The organism is Lacinutrix sp. 5H-3-7-4 (assembly GCF_000211855.2).
Lineage (GTDB): Bacteria > Bacteroidota > Bacteroidia > Flavobacteriales > Flavobacteriaceae > Lacinutrix.
In genome coordinates this window covers 2,356,228-2,370,992 of the sequence record NC_015638.1, presented here as the reverse complement: position 1 = coordinate 2,370,992, position 14,765 = coordinate 2,356,228, and the positions used below count along the sequence as shown (strand labels likewise).

Below are 14,765 nucleotides of genomic sequence, written 5' to 3'. Positions count from 1 at the left end.
ATTTTAGTGGTCTAAATCGTGCTCCAAAATTACAATTAGAAATAGCGGATTACATCACTGAAAATAGGGATATTAATAAATAATCAACGCGCACTAACTGTTTTATTATTAAACTATAACCATTGAGCATCGATTCCTAATGCACGCATTTCATTATATGCAGTATCTGTTGCGTAGCATAATGTGGCTTTTTTTAAATTAGGAAAATGCTTAGCATCTTCGCTGGTTTGTATGTCCCAAAATTCTACAGCACCACCAGAGAAAGGAGATAAATTCATATAAATATCATTGCCTCCATCTTGATAAATTTCAGTCAAAGCCGAAGCAAATTTTTTAGGTATTGGTAAGTTTTTAAAATACTGCTCGACTTCTGTAATAGGATTATAACCTTCTTCATCAATATCTATATCTCGTGCTTTATACCAGTTTGCAAATTCATATAAATCAAACTTAGGGAGAAGTAACTCTTTAACATACATCAACTCTTCAATAACAGATAATTTAAAACCAAAATCTTTAAACTCTATTATTTCTTCATCTAAAGGTTCGATGGTGTATTTATCCTCTGGTATTCCTTTTCTTTTATCATAAGGTATATATTGCCCAACTTCTATGGCTCTAATTATTGAATCATCTACATCAAACCAAGCACTAACCTCTGCCATAACTAATGCACCGTTATTATCACCTTTAAATAGTTTAACATGCTTAAAATCATGAGACTTATAATAAGTTATAATGTCTTGATTATTAAAATGAAATATTCCTGAAAAAATATTTTTAGGGCTAAAATTGTAGGACTCTCGTTGATAACTAATCACTAAAGATTCTATTATATCTCCTTGTTTAGCATAGCCCATTATACCCAAATCGTCCCAAGTATAAATCGTGTTGTGTTTTGTTTTTGAAACTCTAAAATTAGCATTTAAACTATTTTTTAAAACCTCTATAGATACAGGAAAACTTATTATTTCTGTATTAATTTGAAAGCCTTTAGCAGATAAGTGTAGTGTTGTCATAAACTAAGATTTTATATTTGTAAAAATAACATTTGAAATTTAGAAGTAACTCGCCATATTCAGTGATTTTTAACAGTATTTAGCATTGTTAATTATTAAAATCCCTACTTTCAGGGATAAAAAATCGCAGTTAGTAAAGTACTTTAGCCGTATTAAATTATACGAGTATATGAATAATAGCAAACCTTATTTAAAAGGATTTAGTGATTTTAAAAGAAGTGATTTTAATTTTAACACAATAACAATAAATACATTTCCTGAACTTAACGATCCTGACCATTACAGTAACTGTTTTATTTTTAGAGACACACTACTTGAAGCTATTAAATTAATAACTAAAAAAGAGGTTTATAAATTAGTATTAATTACACCTAATTATTCATCTATAAACGATTATTACGGTGTTGCTTATTTAGATGGTAAAATTGTTTTTACTGTAATTTTTGAAAACACACCTGCTTTTGAAACTTGGTTTGCTACTACTATTCGCGATGATGATGAGAACAATTATAATAATCCAGTATCCTTAATTTATGAGTTTAGTAATAGCAACTATAGTAGCCAACCTATAAGCAATTTAAAAACACTAAATTTTGAAGACAATACAGGTGCTTTTATAGCGCATTTTATTCCTAATCAATTTATAGCAGAACAACTTGGTAATGAGAAAACAGAATTTTTATCACCTTATATCACATTAAACGTTACGTATAATTCTAACAATATTAAAGCTAGTTTTGACACCTTAGTTGAGAAAAAAAACTTAACCATTTCACCGCCAAAAGATAACACTACTGTTTATGAGGCTTTTAAAAATAAAGCTGGCTTTGATTTTCCTGAAATTTTAAAATCATTTTTAAGTCTACACAACGGTATTAAAAACACCGCTTTTATGTCTGCTGAAGCTATAGTATCTGAATGGACCAACTGGAAAGAAATTTACGACGATTGGACACAAGATGAATTATTAGATAACTACAGTACAAACCAAGGTAAAGCCTTACTAATGTACACTACACCTTATTGGATTCCGTTTTTCGATTTACAAAACGGAAATTTTCTAGCTATAGATTTTGCGCCAAACACAAAAGGTACTCCAGGTCAAATTATAAAGTTTGGTGCAGATCAAGAGATTGGTTACATACAAGATAAAAACTTAAACAGTTTTTTATTAAACCTTGCTAATGACCAAACTGATATCGAAGATTTTGAGTGGTTATACACAGCCTAAACCTTAACGTTACCAAATACAATTTACTACAAAAAAGTAAAAACTAATTAGAATAATACCATTTACATGTCTTCAATATTTAAAACAGAAGTACTACCTAATATCAATCTAAAAACATTAGATGCAACAGAACAATATACATTAATTACAATTTTAGAACTTTTAGATATAACTGATGCTAAGGTTTATAAGGAGATAAAAAACAGGCGTTTAAATAATTTAAATGCTACTTTTACAAATACATTGGCACAAAACATTTACTATTACCCTAAATTATATAGTAATACACAACAAGGTACAGACTTTGTTTTGGCTTGGCTTCCGTTAGTAAAACAAGGTTTTTTTCCTGATAAAAAAAGTACCGAATTATTTATTCGCTTTTTTAAATTCAATTTAAATTATTTTCAATCAGAACAGTGTGAACAAACTATTATTGATTCATTTTTTGAAATTATAACATTGCTGGTAAAAAGTAAATCGGAAGCCTCTTTAATTATTTCCCGTTTTTTAATAGATAGTCTTTTTGATCTTACCAATGTTTTAAATTTAAACTTTTTGGTACAGTGTTGTTTGGATTATAATATTTTAAATGATTCGTACACTGTAATTCAAAATAAGGAAGCAATACAAACGTATCCATTTAAAATTAACGACACATTTATCACACATTTTTTTAATGGCAACTGGCAGGAATTTATTAATGCATTTCATAATATACTACCTGTTGGCAAGGTATACCAACCAGATGTTTACAATGTCGTGTCGTCTTGGTTTACAAGTGATTTAGCAGATTATTATTTAAATAATCCATTAGCCTGCCATAAGGCACATCAAGCTATAAAAGAGCGTTGGATTTTTGGTGAAGTTAAAAGTACAGCGCTATTAAACATAAAAACAAACCAAAATAACTATCCATTAATTAATGCGCTAAGCACAAAACTATGGGATTCTGGTGATGTTATTTTATTTAACAATCGTGAAAAAGCCATACCACAAAACCAACTAGATAGTTGCTATCAACATCTAATAGCATGGCTACAGCACCGACCAAATTACAATACCGAGGTTTTTACAGATTTTGCAAAACCCTTATTAAACGAAGCTACAGCTTCTGTTTTACCTTTAACAAGTCTTGCTTTTTGGTTTAATACCTGTCATCCAAAATCAGGAATAAAAAATCAAACCGAGACCTATAATGCTATCTTTTCAAAATTATTACTTGATGATAATCAAAACGCATTACCAAGTATGCGTTACCAAAATGAAACATTTAAACTTACAGGATCTTTTTTAATCACACACGTGTTTCAAAACACTAATAACTTAGATGCTTTTTTAAAAGGTTTTGAAGCCTCTGGTATAGTTAACCCTTTAAATCAGTTTTTGGTACGCATGTTTTATGATGCCAATCAAGAATTGTTTAATTGCTATACTCTAGAACAACAAGAGACCTTACAACTGTATTTGCTAAATATGGCATATTCAGCTACAAAAACAACTGAAGCTATCACCACAAAAAACCTACCTTATATTGTTAAAACACTAACTGTATTATGTAGAGATGCTGGTAATTATACACGTGTAAACCAAATTTGGGCGCTAAAAGATATTAATCCATGTGTTACAGACCTTTGTAACGCGTTTGCTGGTAAACATTATCTAAACCAAGACAATCCGCTAACACTTAATCTAATACAAGCTTGGTTTAATTATTTGTTAGATTATTATTACAGTTTTAAACAAGAAGCCGTTTGGACTAAAGCTATGCTAACGACACAAGGTGTGCGCACTGCAAACTTTTTTAATGCTGTAGAGGATGATGTTAGCTACTTTTTAGATAAAACCATAAAACGTTTAGTTTCTATTCACCAAAAAAGCAAAAAAACAGCACATAACTCAGTTGCCTCAAATGACGTTTGGGAAGAAATAGAAGTGTTTTTAGTTGATTTTCTTGGTGCTTTAAAGCATACTAAACTTAGTGCAAAAACTGTGACACAATTAGTTAAATACGATACAGATACAAGTAATGCTTTTACCTCTAAAAACCAATTAAATACAATTATTAGTACGTTTAACGACGCTTTCTTTAACCAAAATACAGCAACAACTAACAGTTTAAATACACCATCAACGTCTCAAGTAATTTTACAACCTAAAGAGATTAATCACAAGTTTATAAGTTATGTGCTTTCAAATCTTGAAAATTATACACGACTTAAAACCTACGATACGGAGTCTTTATCTTTTTTAGTCGAAAATATAACAACACTAAAAACTTGGCTTGAGGATGATAAAACTCATTCAGATTCTAGATTTACTCAGGCACTTTACAGTGTGATATTGGATGCAGAATTAGCTTCCAATCCAGCGCTATCAACATTTAATACCCATTGCCAAACCTTATTTGTTGAATTAGTAAAAGACACTAAAATGGCAAGTTCGTATGCTATGGGACTAAAAACCATGATAAAATCTGGAGCTTTTCCAGACCATGTATCAAAAACAGTATCACAAGTGATAATTCAATTAAACGCTTAAGACAATGACAGACACTATCACTCCAAAAATTCAAGATCAACTTAATTTATCGGCTTTGATTTTGAAAAAAAATTATAAAAAAGCAGACCTTTATAGTTGGTCGGGTTTTGACATATCAAACGATTTACACATCCAACAAGCCAAAAGACTTTTAAACTTATATGGCATAAAATCTGGATTACATTTACGTAACAGTTTACACCGTTATGAAAACGGACAAATGGCTTCAAAAACCTTTGAAACCTTAGCTTCCCAATTGCGAATGGATACTACTACAACTTTTGAGGCTAAATATAATGCCGAAGAAAATCCAAAAAACCAACAACTTTATAAATTAGTGTGGAAGTATCGTTTCAGCTTAAAAAACCAAAAACTTATAGGTTACGATATGGCAATGTATATTTTCCAAATGCGTTTAGGTTTGGTATTAAATTTTATTACTACTAACGAAATTGCTTTACGTTTAGAAGATGCTTGTAATATTATAAAATCTAATTTTTCTAGTTGGGAAGCCTTTCATAATAACGTTTGTATAGGTTACGAGTTGGTTACAGGCCCAACAGAACAAGATATTAGTAAATTTCCAGGAACAGAAACACTTTGGGAAGTCTACCAAAGATTACATATAGAACACAAAAACGGATTTAAAACATGGCTGTAACAAACATCTCAACACAGGTTATTATAAAACAAATAGAGCGTGCTGAAAAGCTATACCAAACGAACCAGTATACTGCTTTACATACTGCTATTAATTTTATAAAGGAGCATTTAGAACGCCTTACGGAAGCAGCAGATTATGCTAGATATTACAGGCTTTATATGTTATACATTAGTGCTTTTGAACAAATAAACATGCCTGCTTTACAATCGTATTTAAGTGCTTTAGTAAACATAAATGAAGCTCAAGCTTCAGATTTTGAATACGTTTGCAGCTTTTACACACAGTGTGAAGAGCACATCTACCAAAAGGCATTAATATTGTATCCATACAACGAGAGTTTACACATTCACTATGCCTTAAAGCTTAAAGAAGAACAACGTTTTGATGAAGCTATCACCATTTTAAAATACATTTTAGAATGTTATCCTGCTCTAACCGAAGCTAGATTTTTATTAAGGGATATTGAAGCTATTCAATTAGAAATTCTTTGTCAATCCAATCAAGAATCAGATTGCTATCAGCTATTAGAATTAGCTTCTTCTACACATAATTTGGAGGTTTTAAAAGGCTTACAGTTAGATGAACGTTTAGACCAAACCAGTTTAAATTTAGCACATATACAAGTTGCTTTATGGGAAAACAAGACTGCTAACAATTTAAAACAATGGAAAACAGAATGGTCATTATTAGACTTATCAAATAACACAAAATTCTTATTAGCAGATTACGCCAAAGCTTTTATGCTGTATGAGATGGTATCACAAATTATAAAAGTTCCTGCTACGCCACAATTTCCAGAAAATGATTACACAACTTTTAAAGGCTATCAAAACCATATAAATGCCTTTATTAATTCTGGTTGGCAACAAGCTCAACACAGTTATGTTTTGTTAGGAAATGCTGCGTATTATTACACCAAAAATAAAACGATTTTAGAGCAAGTTGTGGCTCAAGGTTTAACTTTAAACCCTAACAACCCATTGTTTTATGTGTTAAAAGCAAAATCTTTTTTTATAGAAGCTAATTATAATGATACAGGAGCTATGTATCATGCTGCAATTAAAAACGGACTTAGAATAAGCGAATATTTATTGTATTTACTAGAAGTTAATAGTAGAATAGAAAGTTGGCAAGGTATTTTAGATATTGTAAAACAATTTCATATTAAAAATCCGCCAACTCTTAAAACACTCTACTTTAAAGCACGAGCGTTGTTTAAACTACAACAGTTTGATGAAGCTTTAGTGGTTATAAATGAAGCCTTAACTGGTTTTCCTTTACCACCACAATCGTATGCGCCTTGGTTTTATAATTTACGCATGAGTATTCATAAAATGAACCAAAACTACGATGGTTTTTTTGAAGATCTAAATTCTGAAATCTACTATTATACAGAAGGTGATAGCGAATATTGCAGTACAATAAATATGGCAATTGAAGTACTTTTGGAAAAGGAAGATTATGAAGAATGCTATAAATATGCCATCTATAATCATGAGCAAGAGTATTTATCACCAGAGTTATATCCTGTGTTTCAATGGATTTGTTTTTATGATTTTTTAAACGAAAAACCTGAAGATCTTGCTGAAGCCTCTACCAAAGATTTAATACCAGAACCCATTACTTTTACAGATTATCGTAATAATGGCTTAATCTATTGGATGACAGGTAATACTAATGCAGGAGCAGATGCTTTACTAGCGGCTGCATCTTTAGCCAACAACAAAGCCTATTATTTAAAATTAGCTTTAGCCTGCGCTAAAGAAGGTTTTAATAACATAAAAAGCATCGAGATTTGCGAAGTCATTAAAACTGAAGCTCCAGAAGCTTGCGACTGGAAAACAGATTATGAATATGCTAATCTATTGTATCAAGAACAAAGGTACGACCAAGCGCTACTTGCTTTTAAACACTTGTTACAAAGTTACCCAGAGCACTCCTTTTTTAATTTCCCAAAGGATCAAAACCATATGCTGTTACAAACTTTAAAAAACATTACCAAAGCCTTGGGTTATACTAAAGCTCATGCGAAGTATAATGCTATGTTTTTGAGTAAAGACGAACCTTCTACTGATGCTTTATTAGAACATTTAAAATGGATTGAAACTTCTAAAACAGATGTACTTTTTAGTCGTCATAATATATTAGAAAAAATCACAACATCTAATACAGATTTTGAAAACAATGAACCAGAACTGTTAAAAGCAATTAAATCTAAAATAACCACAACCTATTTTAGTTAAGACTGCTGGCTGTATTAAGCGTTATTAATTTGGTGTTAGCATAGCCAAATTAATAACGCCTTAGTGAGGACAAACAAAATAAATCTTTTAATAGTTAAAAAAAGCAGCTTTAATATATTTGAAGAATTAGCCTGAAAAAAAAATATCGTATTTAAAACTGTATACCTTCAGTATTAAGAGCTGTTTTAATTAGCGCTAAAGTTTCATCGTAATCCAAAGTATCATTAGTTTCTGTTAGCAATTCACCTCTATAAATAAAATTGGAGTATACATCAAAATAAATAATATAAATACCTTTTTGCGGGTTTATCCAAGGTCCATTATTAGTGTTATCTATAGAAGAATCATCTAAATATTGTATTAAAGCTGCTCGCGATAACGTTTTAGTATCTATATAAATAGATTGTCTTTCAGCTAAAATATAAGGCGTTTTATATGTTGCTATTTGGTTTAAAGCATAATTTGTTAATTGATGTTTTAAATTTTTATAATTACTATAATTATTAGACAATTGTAATGGAGAACGCGTCCATTGTTCTCTATCGTCCTCTAAAGTAAAAGTAACAAAACCTTTTGGTTGCTCTGGTGTTTTAATAGTAACTTCAAAATCATTATAATGGTCTAATGCTTTATGGTATTGATTTAAAATACTAACACAGCGTTGTAAAATACTGTTTAAAGCATCTGGTGTTGGTTGCGTGTTAAGAGAAATATTAATTTCTTTATAATTAAAATGTATATCAAAATCGGGCTGCAGCTCTTTTATCACTGCCTGTCTCGCTTTATAACGTTTTTTAGAGGCTTGGTATAAATCTTGACAAGTTAATTGTTCTCCAGCTTGTAACGGTAAAACTGTATCGTCTAATATGGTTTTAAGGTTAAGGTGTGCATAAAATTCTATTTCCGGAATTTCTTTATTGTAAATTAATACACTAAATATATCTGGATTCATAGTTGCTGCATTAAAAAACCTATTTAAATTTTTAAAAGCTAAATCGTCTTCAAAATCACGTTCTAAGTAAGCTATTAAATTCTTTTTAGCTTGTGATTTAGTTATACCAATATACTTAGAGCAACCTGATAAAATTAAAAATAACGCATAAAGAGCGATTGGTATTATTATGTATTTCATAATTCATTTCTTAAAAAAATAAAGGTAATAAGTTGTATTTTCTTTTAAATCACTGAAATCAGTGAGTTTTTATTTTTTATTTAAAATTGGTTGAATTATAGTAGCAATACATGGCTTTTATAAAATAGCTTATAAATTAACTCATGTAATATTTCTATTTTAACTATAAAAAAAGGAAAACATTACATCTAACGTTTTCCTTTTTTTAAATACTTTTTTGTTTAATTTTAATTAAGCTTTACATCCATAAGTTTTACGCCTTTTAAATTAGCATAAAAGTATCCTGCATTTACATTACCAATGTATTCTGTAAAAGCTTGATTGTATCCTGTTGGTATAATTTCATCAAACTCTAAAGTTTCTTTTGCTTCATTAGAATCACTATTATAAACCTTTAAGCTACCAGACCATTTGCCATTTTTCTTACTTATCCATTCCATAAAAAAAGCGTCTGCCTTTGTAATTAAACCTCCTGTGAGGTTAATATCTATTGTAAAATCTTTGTTATCATCTATATTATAACTTGGTGAAAAGTTATAATCACATTGATTGAGTATGTATTTTTTTGGGGTTTTTTGGTCATTTTTTAAAACCAATTCAATTCTATTAGTTATCTCAGAGTCTTGCATAATGTTTTTATTATAATTTTAAATAATCTTTGTTTTATGAAGCTTGTTGAATTATAAGTTCAGGAAAAAAAACAAACCTGTTTTTTCTAAGCTACACGACAAAATTGAGACTATTTTTAAAATTATAACTCACGGTTTCTAGTGATTTTATTAATTAGTAAACCTTAAAATTGAGTTGAGAAAGTCTTATTATAATTAACCTTTATTTTTTAATGCTATTGTAGTGTTTCTGTTATGCTATTTTCTCTAAAAGCAATTTCTTCTCCTAAAAACAATGGATTCCCATGTTTTTCGGACCAGAAACCTTCTAAAACATTTTGAGTTATACACTTGTACACGACTACACCTTTATAGACTTTATTGTCTTGACCCAGGTAATTAAAATTTAATACTAAAATATTGTCTTTAAAAAATCCTGTTCCGTTTTGAATTTGATAATCTCCTATTTTCCAATGTGCGATTATTCTATTATTTATATCTAAATTTAACGTTAACTTTCCTTGATAACTTGTTTGTGCTTCGTCCTGGTTGTTTCCTTTTATAATGTAAGTTCCTGGTAATTGACTAATGGTCATGTAATGTTGCTATTATTAATATATAGTATAATTTAAAAAAAGTATATTACAAAGTAAATAATAAAAAAGAGGCATTCCACATGAAGAATACCTCTAATTTATTCTAGATATTAATTAATAGCACACAATATTAATAAAAGTAAATGTTTGTTATTTACGGGTATCCGTAAGTCGCTTAAGTTTATTGATTTTTTTTATTCTTTTATAGCGCTTATCATTTTTCTTACAACATCTCTAACAAAGCTTGTTGCTTTATCTCTAGGAAAAATTTTATATCCTTTTTTATCTACATTAGGATCATTACAAAAACTTCTATTTAAATAAACTGTTTGTGGCATAGATTTGTATATGACTTCACAATCACAACTTGTCGTTTTTTCTTTACAAGGTGTGTAATGAAACAAGTAACTACCTCCGTATACATTATTCTCAATAATTGTAATTTTAAATTCGACAATTACTCCTCCTTTTTCAAAAACAATACCTGGTTCAACAATTTGATTACCATTTGCTCCAAAAAAAGTATTTGTTTTATAGCCTCTTTCTACATCTATCTGGACGAGTTCTAATATTAAATCTGTTCCTGTAATTCTTTTAATTTCGGCGTAATCAATCTCTTTAGATTTATTAACAACTTCATTAAAAAGACCTCTATCTTTTACATCAAACCCACCAAGTAAAAGTTCTTTTTCTATGGCATTATAGATATAAGAATTGTCATTAGACTCTGTAACATGATTCCCTACATCTGGAGCTTTTAAAACAATTGAAGGATTTGGGTGTTTTTTTAGATGTTCTTTTATTGCTTGAGAAGATATTATTTCGTCTTTATTTTCTTCATTAAATTGAATATATCCTTTTTTAAGGCTACATGATGTAAATAATAATAAGCATGAGATAATTAGTAGTGTTTTGTTCATAATAATATATATTAGTTTGTTAAAATGCTTTAATTAAAAGCAATACAAACGTATATTCTTAGAACAAAAAAGCCTTACGGATATCCGTAAAGCTTCAAGATTTATATAAGTCCCAAATCTTTGCTAATTGCTACTAAATGAATAGTATTATTTGCGTTAAACTGAATTTTTAATTTATTAATTTTCTTTTCTATAGTACTTAAACTGTGAGGTGAAATTTTATTAGCCTTTAAGTATTTTGATATTTGGTCCTGAGATAAACCTAAAGATAATTGTTGAAGCAACTCTAAATCAAAATCTTCTATTTCTAAATTAGTTTTTGCTCCTAATGCAGCGCTTACTTGAGGTGATACATAAGATTTATTATTATAAACTGTATTTATTGCGGTCTTTAATTCAATTAAACCTTTTCGACCTTTACAAACATAAGCGTTTACTTGATGTTTATTTATTAATGTTCTTACTTTTTGTAAACGATCTTCAATAGAATATACAATAATTTTTAAGTCTGGAAATTCTTTTTTTACTACTGCTACAAGAGCTTCTCCTGATGTGATTTTTTGATTTCTATGGTCTTTTTTATAAGACAAATCTGTAATTAATAAATCTATTGGATCTTGATCTAGAGCAGCTTTTTTTATTTTTAAATAGGCATCATCACAGTATTGTACTTCTTCAATATTAATTATTTCTAGTGTTTTTAAAGTAGTTAATACGCCTTGGTTAATACTCAACAAATCGTCTGCAACAAGAACCTTTTTATACATAGTTATACTTTTATTATGGCTTTAAAGCCTTTATTTACTTCAGTATCAAAAGTAATAGTTCCTTTTATTGTTACTATACGGTTTTCCACATTTTGCAAACCGTTTGCTTTTTTAAATGTAGTACCTATGCCATTATCGTTATATTTAATAATGAGTTTTTCTTTCGTTTTTTCAAAACTTAAAACAACAAGAGATGCTTGACTGTGCTTTTTCATGTTTACCATTAACTCTTGTAATACTCTATAAATAGTCATTTTTTTTAAATTTGAAAATTGACTCCAATTTATTTTAGATAAATTTTTTGTTATTACGTTTACATTACTTGATTGGTAACTAAGTAATAAGTCTATTAAAGCTTCTTCAAAATTTCCTGTAGTATTTATAGCGTTATTTTCTCTAGAAATATCTCTGGTTTTGGTATAAATGGATTCTAAATCATCTAACACCGAAATATTAATCATATTATCACTTTGTAGTTTAGTCATAACATGGTAAACATCGTTTGCTACCTCATCATGTACCTTTTTAGAGATTCGTGCTTCGGTTAAAAACACTTGTTTCAAATTGTTTTTTTTGTGTTTTGCTCTCAAAAGAAAATATAAAAAAGTTGAGGTAATTAATACTAAAAAAATACCTGCTAAGTAAATAAATTTAAGGCGTTTTTCTTTTTCTTTTTCAAGCTCATTTTCTTTTGCCAATAACTCTTGTTTTGCATAATCATACTTAACGGATGCATATTTATTTCTTGTTTTTAAATTTGCATTTTGGATACTGTCTTTTAAGTGTATAAAGTTTGTAACAAAAGCATCGGTTGAGGTTTTACTTAATAATGCCAGAGCATCTAAAGTATTTGTATTACTTTTTAATTTTACTGCTATATTGTAGGCTCTATGTGCATAGGCTCTAGCTTTTATTAAGTTATTATTATATATAAAATGCTCTGCTAGGTGCATACAACTTGTATAAATGCCATAAAGATCTTCATTTAATTCTCTGGCCTTTAATGCTTGCTTTAAGTTTTGTTCTCCTCTTGGATTGTTTAATTTTGATTGTACAAATCCTAAATTATCTAAAGCTCTATTTTTTACACTTGGTTTGTTAATTTCTAAAGCTTTTTTATATACCTGTTTTAAAATAATTTCTGCTTTTGCATATTTTTTTTGATCTCTATATACATTTGCCTTATTATTTAATAATGTGGAAATATATGTTGCATTTTCGGTTTTTGAAAGTGCTTTATCATATAGAGATAATGCGCGTTCGTAATTTTTAAGATTTTTATAAATAATCCCTAATTGATTGTATATGCCTATTTTAGAGATTATAATTTTAGGTGTATCTTTTAAAGCATCTAACAATTTTAAACACTCAACAGCAGACGCTTCACTCTCAAACGGTAGTCCTATTATATTTTGCAAACTGGATATATGTTGTAAAGCTTTTACAACCTCTAATGTATCTTTACTTTTTAAACTAATATTTTTAAGTTGTATATTATAATTATACGACCTTATAAAGTTGAAATTACTACGGTTATAATTGGCTAATTTTCTTAATGCCAATTTTTGCATTTTAATATCCTGTTGTGCTATACTTTTATTTAATAAAATTTTAGCAAAAACTAAAGCACTATCTAGTTGATTTGCTTTATTAAATAAATAGCTTTTTTGATTTATAGTTTTTAAATATAAACTACTTGTAGTGTCCTTTTTTAGTAGTTTTAATGCATTTGATACTGCAGTTAATCTTTTTGGAACTTCAAATTTGCTACTTCTAGAAACTGAGTAATAATATTTTATACTGTCTTGTTTTACTTTTGTTGATTGTGCAAAAACCAATGCTGTATAAATGCTAAAAACACATAATAAGAGGCTTGTTTTTTTTAAAATTTTCATTCCTCTAATTTATTAACTAATAGCTTATTCTTTTAATAATTTTATAAGAAAGGCTCTAAACAAAAGCTATACTTATCATTATCAGCACTTTACAATAATTACTTGATTTTTTTAGACAGTTTTATTATTTTTAATCTATAGTGTAGTTTCTCTTAAATTTAAAGTTGTTTTAATAATACTAGTGGTTGGTTTAATTTTAGTATCACTATTAATAATCTCTATTACTTTTTTTACAGATGCCGCACCTAAAAGTTCTGGATTTTGCTCTATTGTAGACAGTTTTGGGTTTGTAAACTTTAAAACGTTGCTACTGGAAAAACCTATTAAAGAGAGTTGTTTAGGTATGTTTATTTTTAATTTTTGAGCTTTGTTTAAAATAATTACACCAGATGTATTATCTATAGCTATAATACCATCAACTTTATTTTTATGCATTTTTATAAACGCTTCTATTTCCTGTTCTTGGTTTTCAGGATTTTCTATATTTAAAATTAATGGTTTTTGTTTTGCTTCATTTATAGCTTCATTATAACCGTTAATTCGAAGATTTGCTACGTTTAATCCACTAATATTACTTACTAGAGCTATATTTTGTCTTCCTTCACTAATTAAATGTTTTGTAGCATTATAGGTAGCTTCATAATCGTCTGCAATAATTTTGTTGCAGTTAATTACATCAAAAAAACGATCGAATATAACTAATGGATAGTTTTGATTTATAATGTTATTAAAGTGTGATTTGTCCTTTTTTACTTGGGTTTCTTCAGCTACAGATAATATAAAACCATCTACACTACCGTTTGATAATAAATCGAGCGTCTTTTTTTCTTTCTCTATAGATTCATTACTTAAACATGTAATAATATTATAGCCTTGTTTTGTAGCCTCTTCTTCTATACCTAATAAGGCTTTTGCAAAAAAGAAGTTTAAAATATTAGGTATAATTACTCCTATGGTTTTTGTACTACGTTTTTTTAAATTTAGTGCGCTTTGGTTAGGCCTGTAATTATATTTTTCTGCTATTTCCTTAACTTTTTCAATAGTAGCTTCACTAATTTCTGGGCTATTATGTAGCGCTTTTGATACTGTTGATACAGATACTTGTAACTCTTCAGCAATCTTTTTTAAAGTAATCATTATTAATATTTTTTA

At 28.6% G+C, this 14,765-nt stretch carries 12 protein-coding genes; 4 read left to right on the top strand and 8 right to left on the bottom strand.

Translation table 11 applies throughout. The features are described 5' to 3' along the window. Positions 1 to 113: 113 nt before the first annotated feature. On the bottom strand, positions 114 to 1,019 hold the full coding sequence (locus LACAL_RS10615; RefSeq protein WP_013870735.1) for a hypothetical protein: 906 nt from the start codon (positions 1,017 to 1,019) through the stop codon (positions 114 to 116). A gap of 169 nt (positions 1,020 to 1,188) precedes the next feature. On the opposite strand from LACAL_RS10615, the gene LACAL_RS10610 reads away from it, so the two are divergent. From LACAL_RS10610 to LACAL_RS10595, 4 genes are all read left to right on the top strand, one after another. Continuing rightward, on the top strand, positions 1,189 to 2,250 hold the full coding sequence (locus LACAL_RS10610) for an SMI1/KNR4 family protein (RefSeq protein ID WP_013870734.1): 1,062 nt from the start codon (positions 1,189 to 1,191) through the stop codon (positions 2,248 to 2,250). A 66-nt stretch (positions 2,251 to 2,316) separates the two neighbouring features. After that, a complete protein-coding gene (locus LACAL_RS10605) occupies positions 2,317 to 4,788 on the top strand; it encodes a hypothetical protein (protein WP_013870733.1) in 2,472 nt (823 codons plus the stop codon). Between the two features lie 4 nt (positions 4,789 to 4,792). Next, positions 4,793 to 5,449 carry a DUF1266 domain-containing protein gene (locus tag LACAL_RS10600; protein ID WP_013870732.1) on the top strand — a complete coding sequence of 219 codons (657 nt, stop codon included), beginning with the start codon at positions 4,793 to 4,795 and terminating at the stop codon, positions 5,447 to 5,449. Then, entirely contained in the window at positions 5,440 to 7,695 is a 2,256-nt protein-coding gene (locus LACAL_RS10595) for a hypothetical protein (RefSeq protein WP_013870731.1), read from the top strand. The genes LACAL_RS10600 and LACAL_RS10595 overlap by 10 nt, the downstream gene beginning before the upstream one ends. A gap of 151 nt (positions 7,696 to 7,846) precedes the next feature. On the opposite strand, the gene LACAL_RS10590 is transcribed toward LACAL_RS10595, so the two are convergent. The 7 genes from LACAL_RS10590 to LACAL_RS10560 all read right to left on the bottom strand — a co-directional run bounded on the left by LACAL_RS10590 (position 7,847) and on the right by LACAL_RS10560 (position 14,750). Continuing rightward, positions 7,847 to 8,827, bottom strand: a complete 981-nt coding sequence (locus LACAL_RS10590) for a hypothetical protein (RefSeq protein WP_013870730.1) — start codon at positions 8,825 to 8,827, stop codon at positions 7,847 to 7,849. Positions 8,828 to 9,054: 227 nt separating this feature from the next. After that, the gene (locus LACAL_RS10585) at positions 9,055 to 9,456 is read right to left on the bottom strand and encodes a hypothetical protein (protein WP_013870729.1); all 402 of its coding nucleotides are present in this window, start codon (positions 9,454 to 9,456) and stop codon (positions 9,055 to 9,057) included. Positions 9,457 to 9,671: 215 nt separating this feature from the next. Next, complete coding sequence (locus LACAL_RS10580; protein WP_013870728.1) at positions 9,672 to 10,031, bottom strand: hypothetical protein; 360 nt, start codon at positions 10,029 to 10,031, stop codon at positions 9,672 to 9,674. A 194-nt stretch (positions 10,032 to 10,225) separates the two neighbouring features. Then, positions 10,226 to 10,951 (bottom strand): hypothetical protein, encoded by a 726-nt coding sequence (locus tag LACAL_RS10575; RefSeq protein ID WP_013870727.1) that lies wholly within the window; start codon positions 10,949 to 10,951, stop codon positions 10,226 to 10,228. Between the two features lie 101 nt (positions 10,952 to 11,052). After that, positions 11,053 to 11,718: a response regulator transcription factor gene (locus LACAL_RS10570; RefSeq protein WP_013870726.1), complete on the bottom strand. Its 666-nt coding sequence runs from the start codon at positions 11,716 to 11,718 to the stop codon at positions 11,053 to 11,055. A gap of 2 nt (positions 11,719 to 11,720) precedes the next feature. Beyond that, a complete protein-coding gene (locus LACAL_RS10565; RefSeq protein ID WP_013870725.1) occupies positions 11,721 to 13,613 on the bottom strand; it encodes a tetratricopeptide repeat-containing sensor histidine kinase in 1,893 nt (630 codons plus the stop codon). A gap of 135 nt (positions 13,614 to 13,748) precedes the next feature. Continuing rightward, positions 13,749 to 14,750: a LacI family DNA-binding transcriptional regulator gene (locus tag LACAL_RS10560; RefSeq protein ID WP_013870724.1), complete on the bottom strand. Its 1,002-nt coding sequence runs from the start codon at positions 14,748 to 14,750 to the stop codon at positions 13,749 to 13,751. Positions 14,751 to 14,765: the final 15 nt, after the last annotated feature.

What these genes read in the sequence shown, in the direction of transcription:
- LACAL_RS10565 (WP_013870725.1), bottom strand. Translation starts at nt 13,613, where the DNA reads ATGAAAATTTTAAAAAAAACAAGCCTCTTATTATGTGTTTTTAGCATT.
- LACAL_RS10615 (WP_013870735.1), bottom strand. Translation starts at nt 1,019, where the DNA reads ATGACAACACTACACTTATCTGCTAAAGGCTTTCAAATTAATACAGAA.
- LACAL_RS10605 (WP_013870733.1), top strand. Translation starts at nt 2,317, where the DNA reads ATGTCTTCAATATTTAAAACAGAAGTACTACCTAATATCAATCTAAAA.
- LACAL_RS10610 (WP_013870734.1), top strand. Translation starts at nt 1,189, where the DNA reads ATGAATAATAGCAAACCTTATTTAAAAGGATTTAGTGATTTTAAAAGA.
- LACAL_RS10570 (WP_013870726.1), bottom strand. Translation starts at nt 11,718, where the DNA reads ATGTATAAAAAGGTTCTTGTTGCAGACGATTTGTTGAGTATTAACCAA.
- LACAL_RS10595 (WP_013870731.1), top strand. Translation starts at nt 5,440, where the DNA reads ATGGCTGTAACAAACATCTCAACACAGGTTATTATAAAACAAATAGAG.
- LACAL_RS10560 (WP_013870724.1), bottom strand. Translation starts at nt 14,750, where the DNA reads ATGATTACTTTAAAAAAGATTGCTGAAGAGTTACAAGTATCTGTATCA.
- LACAL_RS10580 (WP_013870728.1), bottom strand. Translation starts at nt 10,031, where the DNA reads ATGACCATTAGTCAATTACCAGGAACTTACATTATAAAAGGAAACAAC.
- LACAL_RS10585 (WP_013870729.1), bottom strand. Translation starts at nt 9,456, where the DNA reads ATGCAAGACTCTGAGATAACTAATAGAATTGAATTGGTTTTAAAAAAT.
- LACAL_RS10575 (WP_013870727.1), bottom strand. Translation starts at nt 10,951, where the DNA reads ATGAACAAAACACTACTAATTATCTCATGCTTATTATTATTTACATCA.
- LACAL_RS10600 (WP_013870732.1), top strand. Translation starts at nt 4,793, where the DNA reads ATGACAGACACTATCACTCCAAAAATTCAAGATCAACTTAATTTATCG.
- LACAL_RS10590 (WP_013870730.1), bottom strand. Translation starts at nt 8,827, where the DNA reads ATGAAATACATAATAATACCAATCGCTCTTTATGCGTTATTTTTAATT.